Origin of the sequence: Archangium sp., assembly GCF_036388035.1 — a bacterium.
Taxonomy (GTDB): Bacteria; Myxococcota; Myxococcia; order Myxococcales; family Myxococcaceae; genus Archangium.
Map to the genome: position 1 here is coordinate 1 of NZ_DASVSO010000675.1, position 11,796 is coordinate 11,796.

Annotated in this window: 16 protein-coding genes; 5 read left to right on the plus strand and 11 right to left on the minus strand. The window is 69.7% G+C overall.

Annotation, left to right across the window (positions count from 1 at the left end; genetic code table 11):
• From VF697_RS27410 to VF697_RS27435, 6 genes are all read right to left on the minus strand, one after another.
• Positions 1-264 (minus strand): DCC1-like thiol-disulfide oxidoreductase family protein (locus tag VF697_RS27410; protein WP_331099679.1); only part of this gene is annotated, 264 nt, incomplete at its 3' end.
• An 8-nt stretch (positions 265-272) separates the two neighbouring features.
• On the minus strand, positions 273-728 hold the full coding sequence (locus VF697_RS27415) for a hypothetical protein (RefSeq protein WP_331099680.1): 456 nt from the start codon (positions 726-728) through the stop codon (positions 273-275).
• Positions 729-880: 152 nt separating this feature from the next.
• Positions 881-1,555: a hypothetical protein gene (locus VF697_RS27420; RefSeq protein WP_331099681.1), complete on the minus strand. Its 675-nt coding sequence runs from the start codon at positions 1,553-1,555 to the stop codon at positions 881-883.
• 14 nt (positions 1,556-1,569) lie between these two features.
• Positions 1,570-1,851: a hypothetical protein gene (locus VF697_RS27425; RefSeq protein WP_331099682.1), complete on the minus strand. Its 282-nt coding sequence runs from the start codon at positions 1,849-1,851 to the stop codon at positions 1,570-1,572.
• Between the two features lie 39 nt (positions 1,852-1,890).
• Complete coding sequence (locus tag VF697_RS27430) at positions 1,891-3,336, minus strand: serine/threonine-protein kinase (RefSeq protein ID WP_331099683.1); 1,446 nt, start codon at positions 3,334-3,336, stop codon at positions 1,891-1,893.
• Positions 3,333-4,055 carry a sigma-70 family RNA polymerase sigma factor gene (locus tag VF697_RS27435; protein WP_331099684.1) on the minus strand — a complete coding sequence of 241 codons (723 nt, stop codon included), beginning with the start codon at positions 4,053-4,055 and terminating at the stop codon, positions 3,333-3,335. The genes VF697_RS27430 and VF697_RS27435 overlap by 4 nt, the downstream gene beginning before the upstream one ends.
• A 236-nt stretch (positions 4,056-4,291) precedes the next feature.
• On the opposite strand from VF697_RS27435, the gene VF697_RS27440 reads away from it, so the two are divergent.
• Positions 4,292-4,774, plus strand: coding sequence for a hypothetical protein (locus tag VF697_RS27440; RefSeq protein WP_331099685.1), 483 nt, complete (start codon positions 4,292-4,294; stop codon positions 4,772-4,774).
• A gap of 95 nt (positions 4,775-4,869) precedes the next feature.
• Here the strand turns inward: VF697_RS27440 and VF697_RS27445 are convergent, their stop codons facing one another.
• Positions 4,870-5,562 (minus strand): XRE family transcriptional regulator, encoded by a 693-nt coding sequence (locus tag VF697_RS27445; protein WP_331099686.1) that lies wholly within the window; start codon positions 5,560-5,562, stop codon positions 4,870-4,872.
• Between the two features lie 360 nt (positions 5,563-5,922).
• Here VF697_RS27445 and VF697_RS27450 point away from each other — a divergent pair, with 360 nt between their 5' ends.
• Entirely contained in the window at positions 5,923-6,135 is a 213-nt protein-coding gene (locus tag VF697_RS27450; RefSeq protein WP_331099687.1) for a hypothetical protein, read from the plus strand.
• 11 nt (positions 6,136-6,146) lie between these two features.
• Positions 6,147-6,515: a translation initiation factor gene (locus tag VF697_RS27455; RefSeq protein WP_331099688.1), complete on the plus strand. Its 369-nt coding sequence runs from the start codon at positions 6,147-6,149 to the stop codon at positions 6,513-6,515.
• A 16-nt stretch (positions 6,516-6,531) separates the two neighbouring features.
• Here VF697_RS27455 and VF697_RS27460 read toward each other — a convergent pair whose 3' ends face one another.
• Genes VF697_RS27460 through VF697_RS27470 form a run of 3 tightly spaced genes read right to left on the minus strand, consistent with a single transcriptional unit; the run spans position 6,532 to position 9,254 of the window.
• A complete protein-coding gene (locus tag VF697_RS27460) occupies positions 6,532-7,218 on the minus strand; it encodes a hypothetical protein (RefSeq protein WP_331099689.1) in 687 nt (228 codons plus the stop codon).
• Between the two features lie 49 nt (positions 7,219-7,267).
• Positions 7,268-8,062: a tRNA pseudouridine(38-40) synthase TruA gene (gene truA, locus VF697_RS27465; RefSeq protein WP_331099690.1), complete on the minus strand. Its 795-nt coding sequence runs from the start codon at positions 8,060-8,062 to the stop codon at positions 7,268-7,270.
• Position 8,063: 1 nt separating this feature from the next.
• The gene (locus VF697_RS27470; protein WP_331099691.1) at positions 8,064-9,254 is read right to left on the minus strand and encodes a serine/threonine-protein kinase; all 1,191 of its coding nucleotides are present in this window, start codon (positions 9,252-9,254) and stop codon (positions 8,064-8,066) included.
• A 113-nt stretch (positions 9,255-9,367) separates the two neighbouring features.
• On the opposite strand from VF697_RS27470, the gene VF697_RS27475 reads away from it, so the two are divergent.
• Positions 9,368-9,832 (plus strand): Lrp/AsnC family transcriptional regulator, encoded by a 465-nt coding sequence (locus VF697_RS27475; protein ID WP_331099692.1) that lies wholly within the window; start codon positions 9,368-9,370, stop codon positions 9,830-9,832.
• 2 nt (positions 9,833-9,834) lie between these two features.
• A complete protein-coding gene (locus VF697_RS27480) occupies positions 9,835-11,040 on the plus strand; it encodes a PLP-dependent aminotransferase family protein (protein ID WP_331099693.1) in 1,206 nt (401 codons plus the stop codon).
• Between the two features lies 1 nt (position 11,041).
• Here the strand turns inward: VF697_RS27480 and VF697_RS27485 are convergent, their stop codons facing one another.
• Positions 11,042-11,650, minus strand: coding sequence for a hypothetical protein (locus VF697_RS27485; RefSeq protein WP_331099694.1), 609 nt, complete (start codon positions 11,648-11,650; stop codon positions 11,042-11,044).
• Between the last annotated feature and the right edge of the window lie 146 nt (positions 11,651-11,796).

The window sequence follows — 11,796 nt, forward strand, 5'->3', positions numbered from 1 at the left end:
CTGTGCCCAGGGCCGGTACTCCTCCAGCGCCCACAGCACCATCAACCACGCCTGGGTGTCGCGGTAGACGCCTCCCGCGTCGTCCACCACCACCAGCTCCTCCTTGGTGCCCGAGCGGCGCAGCTCGGGAAAGCGCCGCGCCGCCGTCTGGCCTCCCGCCGCGAGGCACTCGAGTCCCACCAACGTGCGCTGCTGCCGCAACCACCGGGCACAGCTCACGCAGAAGCCACACGTCTCGTCATACAGCACGGTGAGGGCGCGCATGGCTCACCTCAGACTCCCTCGGCCACGGGGACCGACGGCGACACCCGGGTGAACTCACGCGGCAGCACCGGGGGAGGCTGGTTGCGCAGCTGGCCCGTGCGGCGGATGCGGTTGAAGACGTAGAGGTTGAAGAAGTGCATGCCGCCCAGCACCACCATCACCCAGCCCACCTTCGTGCAGACCAGCTCGATGACCTCCTGCACCGACCAGATGGTGCGCTGCTCCTTGAGCGACAGGGCCACGTACCCGATGTTCATCAGGTAGAAGCCCACCACCAGCAGGTGGTTCACCGAGTCCGCCAGCCGCTCCTTGCCCAGGAAGGCATCGTGGAGGAAGTGCGCCCCGTTGCGCTGCAGCGTCTTGGCCACCCACACCGTCAGCCCGATGCTCACGAGCAGGTAGAGCAGGTACGCGGCCACCATGAAGCTGCTCGACTCGGGATACACCGGGGTCGTCGGATCCATGACACATCTCCCTCGGGGGAGCGCGGTCGCCCGGGGCTCCAGTGCCCTCGGTGGTGACGCCGCCCTCCCCTTCCACGGGGAAATACCGGAAGGGAAATTCGCGGTTGCGGGGCACCCGCTGATTCATGGTTCGGACGTGCGCAGAACCTCCGTCACGTGCTCGCGGCCCGGAGCTTCGCAATCCACTCCCGGATCTCCTCGTTGACCCTCCGAGCCTCGACTCCCTCCTGGAACATCAGGAAGTCGAAGCGACCTTCCAGGATCATGCCCATCAGCGTCCGGTCGGTGGCGATGATCTCCGGCACGTGCCAGGGAAAGACGGGCCATGTACCGCGATCCTCACTGAAATCGGGCATCTCGTAGACGAACTCCAGATAGCGGGCATAGGTGTCGAAGAAGCGGTCCACATTGGAGGCAATGGGGAGCGCGTAGATGTCCTCGTAGGGGTCGACCTCGACGACCGGTTGGAAGCCCTGCGTATCCGCCAAGCTCGGCACCGTGGCGTAGGTATAGGCCGAGCCCTCCTTGCCCCCGAAGACGAGGAGGGACCGGAACGGCTCGGGCCAGTACGGCTGAACCTCCTCGTTCGCCATGAGGATACCGTTCACCTGCGCATCACATGCATTGACATAGAGGTCGAGGTCGAGCAGGAGCCCGCCCAGTCGTGAATAGAAGGCGGCCAGCATCGGGTCCAAGGGCCTACCCAAGATGAGCGAGCCCGCGGTTGGAGCACCTCCCCAGGGCTTTCGCAGCTTGGCTTGGACGGGGTACTTCTCGCAGGCCGCCAGCAGCCGCTCAAGTCCGGGCAATGAGATTTCATTTGTCATGCGTACCTTCCCTCTCACCTCGCAACCAGGGCATTGACGTCATGCAGCGCAGAGCCCACCTGCCCTTCTCCGCTGGCCGCTGCCCACATCTGGGCCAGCGCCCACTCGACCTCGGCCCGCCGAGCCCCGGCTTCGGCTCTCCATTCGTCAGCGGATGACGAGGCGCTCGGGTTGACGGAGACGCGGGTGGCCTCACCCGGAAATGACGCACTGGCCGGCAGGGAGAATCCACTCCCACCCTCGTGCCGCACCGTGGCGCAGCCCTGCACCAGCAGCACCGCGAGCCCCGTCGCCACGACACGCCAACCCTGCCTGCCCCTATTCATCCGAGATGCTCAGGGCCGCCAGCGCCACAGGTACATGCCGAATTCCAGCACCGGCGGGGTGAGCATCAGAAACACCCCGACCCACAGGGCGGGCTCGCGGGAGAGCGGACGCTGGCGCCGCCACGCCTCCAGGGTGGAGACGCACAGGAGGTAGAGCGCGGACAGCTCGAGCAGGCCCCCGAGCAGCGGCATGAAGGGAGGCATGGAGATGCCCACCAGCCCCTCCATCACGCCCCGCAGGGCGAACAGGCCCGAGCATGCCGCCGCCACTCCCAGGAAGGCACGGGCCTCGCGCAACGGCACCTCGGGGGCGGGCGCGTCCAGCCCCTCGTGGCGCCAGTGCCTCCGCAGCAGCCCGTACGCCGCGAGCGCCACCGCGAGCCCCGCCACCGCACCGAGGATGGGGCCCGTCTCGAAGCGCGCCCGCGTCACCCACCGGCCATCGGCGAGCTGGGCCGCGGGCTGCATGGTGAGCGGCACCAGCTCGCTCGACGCCAGCACCCGAGGCGTCACCGACACGACGAGCGCCCACAGCACCAGGGCACAGGCCACCGCCTGCAGCACCGCCACCGCGCGCATCCAGATGACCTCGTCCGGAGGCAATGACGCCTCCGCCGCCCCATCCGCGAGCCGTCGCAGGTCCAGGCCGAGCGCCTGCGCGCTGGCGTAGCGCCGGGAGGGCTCGAGCATCACGGCCCGCCGCACCACCGCCCCGAGCGCTCCCGTCAACGAGGGCGAGCCCGCCACCGGAGGTCGGCCCGTCACCATCTCGTGCAGCAGCACGCCCACCGCGTACACGTCCATGCGCGGGTCGGGCGGGGCTCCGACGAGCGCCTCGGGGGCCATGTACTCGGGGGTACCCACCACGGTGTGCGCGGCGGTGAGGGTGTCGCGAGGCCCCTCCTGCCGCACGATGCGGGCAATCCCGAAGTCCGTCACCTTCACCCGGCCCGCGCCGTCCACGAGGATGTTGGCGGGCTTGATGTCCCGGTGCACCACCCCACGCGCGTGCGCGTAGGCCAGCGCGTCGCACACCTGGAGGGCCATGCGCACGGCCTCGGCCGGGGGCAGCGGCAGCAGCTCCGCGAGCGAGCGGCCCTCCACCAGCTCCATCACCAGGAAGCGCTCCCCCTCCTCGTCCCCGAAGTCGTGCACCCGGACGATGTTCGGATGGTCCAGCAGCGCCAGCGCCCGAGCCTCCCGCGCGAAGCGGGCCTGGGCCTCGGGACTGGAGGCGGCCTCTCCGGCGAGGAACTTCACCGCCACCGCACGGTCCAGCCGCACGTGGCGCGCGCGGAAGACGCGGCCCATGCCGCCCCGGCCAATCTCCTCCTCCAGCTCCAGGGAGCCGATGCGCCCCGGGTCCTCCACGTCCTCGCCCAGGAGGCAGCCTGGACACACCGCCAGGCGCTCGGCGGCCACCGGAGTCCCGCAGCGGGAGCAGCGGGCGCTCATCGCTTCAACACCCGGAGCAGCTCGACCAGCTCGGCCTCCGCCTCCTCGGGCCCGCCCACCGTGTCCGCCACCTCCTCGCGCACCAGCTCGCGGTAGCGCACCCGCGCGCGGTGGAGGAACGTCTTGAGCTGCGGCAGCGACATGCCGTGCTCCGCCGCGGCGTCCCGGTAGCTCGGCGGCTCGCCGGGGCGGAAGAACTGGAGCACCAGGGCGAAGGGGCCTCTGCGCGCGCCACTGTCGAACTCGGCCTTCAGCCGCTCCAGGGCGCGCTCCATGACACTCGCGGCCCACTCCCGCTCGAAGGCCTCGTCCGGGCCCTGCGCGTCCTCGGCCGCGAGCCGCTCCGCCAGGGCGAAGTCCAGCGGCATCGGAGCGACCCCACCCCCGCGCCGCGCCGCGCTCTCGCGCTCATGACGGTGGATGAGGTGGTTGCGCGCGGCCGTCAGCAGGTAGCCGCGCAGCCGGCCCTTCTCGGGGCTCAACCGGTCGAGGAAGTCGTGCTCCAGCAGCCGCACGAGCAGGTCCTGCACCGCGTCGCGCGCGGCCTCGGCGTCCAGCCCCTGGCGGCGCATGAAGACGTAGAGGGGGCGCCAGTAGGTGCGCAGCAGCGACTCGATCGCCGCGCGGCGCGCCTCCGGAGAGGCCTGGGCCGAGCGGATGAGGGTCCAGCGCGTGGGTGGGAAGGTACCCGGGCCCTCCTGTCGCGGATCTGCGCTCATGGGGGCGGTTCTAGCCCAAATCCGGGAGGCTCTCCTCGGCGCGTCCCGCTCGGAAGTGCACACCCGCTCCCGCCCACTGCCCGCTGCCTGACAGGTGCCTCCGCCCGCCGGGGCGGCCTCTCCGTTTCACTGGAGGAAACGCCCCCCTCGCGTTGTCCGGGGATCCTCCCCTCTCTACCTTCGCTTCCCGCGGTAACACCCCGAGTCCCACTCACGCCGTCACACGAGGATCGACCATGACCCCTGCCACCCAGATGAGCATGCCCATGCAGCCCGGAATGATGAACCCGATGATGGGCGGCTCGATGCCCATGCCGATGATGGGCGGGATGATGCCGATGATGGGCATGAATCAGATGCCGATGATGGGCATGAACCCGATGATGGGGATGAATCCCATGATGGGCGGGATGATGCCGATGATGGGGATGAACCCCATGATGGGCATGAACCCGATGATGGGCGGCATGATGGGCATGAACCCGATGATGGGCGGCATGCCGATGATGATGCCCATGATGATGCGCACGCCGATGATGGCCCGGATGACCTGCGAGATGGGCAAGGACGGCATGATGTGCCGGATGATGCCCATGGATCAGGGCCAGATGGAGATGATGAAGGACTGCTGCGACGCCATGAACTCCATGATGTCCATGGGGATGCCGATGATGATGATGTGCAACGGCATGCCGATGATGATGTGCTCGGCGAAGTAGCACCCGGCCCGTGAGGGCCTGAAACGCGAGAGCCGGCGAGAGCGCCCGAGGGGCCCGCCGGCTCTTCGTGTTTCCAGAGGACGCGCGCGAGGGCCCTAGCCGACCGTCTCCGCGTACGTCATCACCAGGAACATGATCGCGTCCACGTTGCCCACGTTGCGGTAGACGTGCGCCACGTCCGCCTCGAAGAGGATGGCGTCTCCCGCGGCCAGCACGTGACGCTCGTCCCCGCGGTCGATCTCCACCTGCCCCACCGTCACCACGAGGTTCTCCAGCGTCCCCGGCGGGTGCGGATCCGCTTTCTCCACCGCGCGCGCGGCCAGGTGCAGCTCGTAGAACTCGACGCGCCGGGGCTCGTCGAACGGGAAGAGCGCGCGCGACGTGAAGCTGCCGTCATGCGAGGCGAGCACCTTGGCCTGCGTGGCGCGCATCAACCGCGTGCCGCTCTGGGCGGTGGTGCTGATCAACGCCGAGAACGGGATGCCCAGCGACCGGGCGATCTTCCAGATGACGTTGATGGTGGGAGCGCTCTGCCCGAGCTCGATCTGCCCCAGCATGGCCCGGCTCACCCCGGACGCCTTGGCGAGCCGCTCCAGGGACAGGCCCCGCTGGGTGCGCAGGCGGCGGAGGTTGCGGCCGACGATGGGGGCCAGGTCCGCCGAGGCCTCCCCGTGCGCCACCTCGTAGGCCCACTCCTCCTCGGAGGCGGGGGCCGCGGGGGGAGCTTCCGGGGGAGCAACCGCCTTGCCAGCCGGCTCCCGCTTCCGTCCCCGACCCTTGGGGGCCACGGGTGCCTCTTCCTCCGACTTCTGCGGAGGGGTGTTTTCCCGAACCGATTTCACGTAGGCCAGACCATGACCCACACCCATACCGGCGTCCAGAGGGTCATGGGGGCGGGAGAGCGGGCGGCGGACGACGGCCTGGGCTCACGTCGCTTCCGGAACTCGTCGAGGTTGATGATTTCGGCGGCCTGGCTCATGGCGGATTGTTTCTCCGATGGCGGAAGCATGTCCGTCAAAACGGACAGACGCAATATCCGTTTTAACGGATGGCGTGTCAATCCCTCCCCCCCAGAGGAGGCGGAAGGACAGGCGCACGGCGCCCGCTCGCCGGGTAGGCTGCGGGGCCCCGAGGCGACGCGAGTGCCCATGGATCCCCGCGACCACATCCCCGACGTGCGAGACGGCCTCACCCGCGCCGAGCGCATCCTCCTCCACACCCTGCACCGGCTCCAGCGCGAGCGCGGGGACCGCTCCGTGCCCTCGGCCCTGCTCTATGGGAACGTCGTCGAGCACCTCGACATCGGCCCCGACGAGTTCCAGGAGCTGCTGACGCGCCTCGTCGGACGCCGGGTCAAGTGAGGCACACGCCCATGACGAAGCCAAAGGACAAGGACAGCCTCAACCACAACCCGTTCGCGCGGCTCCAGGGCCTGCGCGACACGCTGCCCTCCACCAGGCCCCAGGTGCGCCAGGAGGACTTCCCGGACACGCCGCCGCCCCAGGGACCCGAGCGCGCGGTGGTGCGGCTCGAGGCCGGACGCGGCGGCGAGGAGGTGACGGTGGTGGAGGGCCTGGGCCTTCCCGCGGCCGAGCTGGAGACATGGCTCCACGCGCTCCAGCGGGGCCTCGCCAGCCAGGGCTCGGTGGACGGGGAGCGACTGGTGCTGCGGGGCGATCACCGCTTCAAGCTGCCCGACCTGTTGCTGCGCCGGGGCGTCAAGCGCGTGGTCCACGGCTGAGCCGCCCCGGGGCGCCTCAGGCGGCGGGAGCCTTCGGCGCGTCCTCGGGTTTCCGCTCGGTGGACTCCGCGACGGGCTCGGCCGGGGCCGGGGCCTGCTCCGGAACGGGCAGGGACTGCACCGGAGCGCCCTGCCCCTCGGCGGTGCCGGCCTCGCGCTGGGCAATCTTCTCGCCCGCGCGCTCGGCGGCCTGGAGGAACTCGGCGTACTCGTCCTTCTTCTCGGCGGCCTGCTTCTGGGCCTGCTCCGCCTGCTTCCCGGCGTCGGCCCGTCCTCGCACCACGGCCTGCCGGGTGAGCACCACGCCCACGGCGAACATCCCCCAGTCCAGCAGGGTGATGAGCCAGCCCCGCTCCAGCAGGCCGTCGACGCCCCCGCGCACGAAGTCGAGCGCGAGGAGGAAGCCCTGGCCGGTGAAGGCGGCCCCGAGCGCGGTCGTCCCGGGGCGCAGCTCGATGATGCGGGCGGCGCCGTAGCACAGCAGGGGCAGCACGGCGAGCACCCACAGCTTCGAGAGCACCAGGGCGAAGCCGATGCGCAGGAAGTCGAAGGGCAGCGCCTGGAGCCGCTCCATGAGGCGCAGGGTGAGGGCCGCGCTCAGCACGGAGCCCGACACCAACGCCAGGAAGCCAATCCCCAGGGTGAACTGGAGACGGCGGATGCGGACGCGCAGCGGGTCGAGGATGGCCTGGGTGGAGCTCACGGGGTCCACAGCCTAGCGCAACCGCGGGCGCGGCACGCGGGGCGCCTCCTCACTCCTCGCCTTCCTCGTCCGCCGTGCCGCCCGGGGTGCGAGGAGGCGGGCCGTCTCCATAGAAGACCTCCTCCATGACGAGCCCCTGGGGCGGAGCGGTGGGACCGGCGCGCTTGCGGTCTCGCGAGGCGAGCACCTCGGCCACCCAGGCCTCGGGACGGCGCCCCTTGCCCACCTCCACCAGGGTGCCCACGAGGTTGCGCACCATGTGCTTGAGGAAGGCGGTGCCCTCGACGGTGAAGGACACCTCGTCCCGGGAGGTGCCCTGGACGTCTACCCGGCGCACCTCGCGCAGGGCGTGGGTGGCCTGGCAGTTGGAGGCCCGGAAGGCGGAGAAGTCGTGCCGGCCCACGAGGTGCGCGGCGGCGCGTTGCATGGCCTCCACCTGGAGGGGGGCGAACACCTCCCAGTGGGTGAAGCGGCGCAGGGGCGAGCGCGTGGGCTTGTTGCTCACCCGGTAGCGGTAGCGCTTGCCGTGGGACCAGCGACGCGGGTCGAACTCGGCGGGCACCTCCTCGGCGCGGACGACGGCGATGTCCTCCGGCAGCAAGCCGTTGAGCCCCATCCAGTACGCCTTGAGCGGCAGCGTGCGCGGCGTGTTGAAGCACACCACCTGCCCGGTGGCATGGACGCCGGCATCCGTGCGGCCGGCCGCCTCCACGGCTACCTGCTCGCCGAGGAGTTCCTCCAAGGCCCGCACCAGCCGGGCCTGGATGGAGGTGCCGTTGGGCTGCACCTGCCACCCCACATAGCGGGTGCCGTCGTACTCAATCGTCAGCTTCAGGCGGGGCATGTCAGCGGTACTTGAGCCAGGCCGAGAGGATGTCCCCGACCATGCGCTCCACTGGGACACCGTGCTTGCGGGCGAGCGCCTCCAGGGCCTCGAGCTGGGAGGCCGAGAGCGGCACCGGGAGGGTGCGCTCCTCGGAGGAGGGCTCCTCTTCGGGCAGGGCCGACTCCATCTCCAGCGTCGCTCCACCGAGGGGGGGCGTGGGCAGGGGCACCGCGGGCGTGGGACGGATCCGCAGGTGCTCCTCCTCCAATTCATCGAGGAAGAGTTGCTTGAGGAAGTTGGAGAGGTGGAGGTGGGTGGGGGTGAACTCGTACGCGTTGAGGAAGCGGTCGAGGTCCTGCTGGAAGTGCCAGGCCGTGGGGTAGCGCTTGTCGCGATCGCGCTCCAGGGCCTTCATGAGGATGGCCTCCACGGACTCGGGGATGTCGGCGCGGAAGTACGAGGGCGCATACACCTTGCCGTCGACGATGCTGCGCATGACGGCCACGTCGGACTCGCCCGTGAAGAGCTTGAAGCCGGTGAGCCACTCGTAGAGGACGACCCCCAGGGAGAAGACGTCGCTGCGATGGTCCAGCGGCTTGCCCAGACACTGCTCGGGGCTGAGGTAGCTGAGCTTGCCGCGCAGCTCGCCCGCGCGCGTGTGCTCCACCCGGTTGGCCGCCTTGGCGATGCCGAAGTCCAGCACCTTCACCGTGCCGTCGAAGCACACGAAGATGTTCTCCGGCGTCACGTCCCGGTGGACGATGTTCAGCGGCGCCCCGTACAGGTCCACCTTCTGGTGCGCGTAGTGGAGGCCCTCGCACACGGACGAGGCGATCTTCAGCGCGTACACCATGGGGAAGGGAATCCCCAGCGACTCGGCCTTGGGGACGACCCGTCGCATGTCCCGACCGAAGAGGTACTCCATGCCGATGTAGTAGCTGTCACCCACCTTCCCCAGGTCGTGGATCTGCACGATGTTGGGGTGGTTGAGCTGGGCGGCCAGCCGCGCCTCGTTGAGGAACATCCGCACGAAGTTGGACTGCCGGGACAGGTGCGGCCGGATGCGCTTGATGACGACGGGCTTCTCGAAGCCGTCCGGGCCGGGCTGATGGGCGAGGAACACCTCCGCCATCCCGCCCACGGCGAGACGGTCGATGAGCTTGTACTGGCCGAACGGCACGGGTGCGCGGGGGGCGGCTGCTTGGGACATCGGGAGCGGCAGGATAGCGCCCCGGACGCTCCCTCTTGCACCGTTTCCGAGGCACATATAAATTATCCGCGTTCGGTCCTCGGGGCTTATAAAAATAAGGTCTCTCGACTTCCATGGATGAGCTCGACTCCCGCATCGTCGATCTGCTGCAGCGCGATGGCCGCGCCACGCAGCTGGAGATCTCCCGCACGGTGGGGATGTCCCAGCCGGCGGTGGCCGAGCGCATCCGCAAGCTCGAGGAGAAGGGCGTCATCACCGGCTACACGGCGCGCGTGGACGCGGCGAAGCTGGGCAAGGACATCACCGCCTTCATCGGGGTGAGCATCGAGCACCCGAAGTACTTCGAGGGCTTCGCCCGGAAGGTGCTCGCGATGTCCGAGGTGCTCGAGGCCCACCGCGTCGCCGGTCAGGACTCGTACATCCTCAAGGTGCGGACGTCGAACACGAAGACGCTGGACACCCTGCTCGTGGAGACGCTGCGGACCATCTCCGGCGTCACCCGGACCCACACCACCATCGTGCTCTCCTCCATCAAGGAAGAGACGTACGTCTCGCCTGAAGTGCCGAAAGGAGACTGACCATGGCCGTGGCCGTCATTCCCCCGCTCCCCGCGTTCCCCCTGGCGCAGCGCATGTCGCGGATGAAGGCCTCCGCCGTGCGGGAGATCCTTAAGGTGGCCGAGCGCCCCGACGTGCTCTCCTTCGCGGGCGGGCTGCCGGCGCCCGAGCTCTTCCCGGTGGAGGCCATCGCCCAGGCGCACGCCGAGGTCTTCGCGGACGAGGGCCGCGCCGCGATGCAGTACAGCACCACCGAGGGCTACGGGCCGCTGCGCGAGTGGATCAGCTCGCACCTGGGCAAGAGCGGCCTGCGGGTGGCGACGGAGCAGGTGCTCATCACCAACGGCTCGCAGCAGGGCATCGACCTGGTGGCCAAGGTGATGTTGGACCCGGGCGACCTGGTGCTGGTGGAGAACCCCAGCTACCTCGCCGCGCTGCAGGTCTTCAGCGGGTACGAGGCCTCGTTCGCCGTGGTGGGCAGTGACAACGACGGCATGAAGGTGGACGAGCTGGAGCGCATGGTGGCCGAGCGCAAGCCCAAGCTCATCTACCTGGTGCCCAACTTCCAGAACCCGAAGGGCACCACGCTGTCGCTGGAGCGCCGGCACGCCCTGGTGCGCTTCGCCCAGCGGCACCGCATCCTCATCCTGGAGGACAACCCGTACGGCGAGCTGCGCTTCCGGGGCGAGCACCTGCCCTCGCTGGCCTCGCTCGACGACGAGGGCGTGGTCCTCAACCTGGGGACGTTCTCGAAGACGCTGGCGCCCGGGCTGCGCATCGGCTGGGCCGTGGGCCCGCGGGAGATCATCCGCGCCCTCACGGTGGCCAAGCAGTCGGCGGACCTGCACACGGCCACGGTGGCGCAGCGGGCCACGGCGCGGCTGCTGTCGCGCTTCGACTACAACGCCCACCTGGACGGACTGCGCGTCGTCTACGGGGAGCGGTGCCTGGCGATGCTCGGCTCGCTGGAGCGACACATGCCGGCGGGCACGCGGTGGACGCAGCCGGACGGCGGCATGTTCCTCTGGGTGGAGCTGCCGCGCGGCATGAGCGCGGACACCCTCTTCCCGCTGGCGCTGGAGAAGCGCGTGGCCTTCGTGCCCGGCTCCCCCTTCTTCGCCTCCGAGCCGCGCGGCGAGTTCATGCGCCTGAACTACTCCAACCGCCCGCCCGAGCTCATCGAAGAGGGCATGCGCCGGCTCGGCGCGGTCATCGCCGCGCAGCAGTGAGTCAGTCCTTCCCGGGGGTATAGGCACGACGAGGCGCGGGAAGCCGCACCTCGCGCACCTGCTCGACGAGCGGTGCCAGCCCCTCGGCGGACAGGGGCTTCTCGGCGAGCACACGCGACAGCCCCCGCTGGCCCAGGACGAGCTTGATGGGCGTCGTCAGGTTCCACAGGCGTTGGCCCGCCGGTGCCCCGGTGGAGTAGCGCTCACCCACGCCATCCAGCTCGGCCCAGTGACGTGAGCAGGCCTCGAGGAACGGCAGTTGCCGCTCCCCTCTCGACACGAAGAAGGAGGCGTGCTGCCCCATGAAGCAGAGCAGGCTCCAGGGGCTGTCGAGCGCCGAGCGGAAGGCCCGCTCATTCACCTCGTCCGAGGGTGCCGCGGCCAGCCCCTCGAGGAGCGCCCGTCCCAGGTCGAAGAGCTGAAAGTGCGGCTGCTTCCCCATCAGGGGGCTGGGGCCCTCGAGGACGAGCAGGTCAGCAACCTCCGAGGTGTCCAGCCAGTCGCTCGAGAGTTCCTCCCACGTGGCTCCTTCCACCAGGGCCTTGGCCTTCTTGCGACAGCGGGGCTTCACGGTCGCATGGGTGCCATGGACGAACGCGGGCAGCTTCAACGGAGGACTCCTGGGGCAATGGGAGGCGGCGCTGGCGCGATCATCGCCGCCCGGGCACAGGACGGGCGAGGCCAACAAACGGGGCGGCCTCGCTTCACTTGTAGACGTCTACAAGCGGTGTGGCATAAACACACACACCGCTTGTA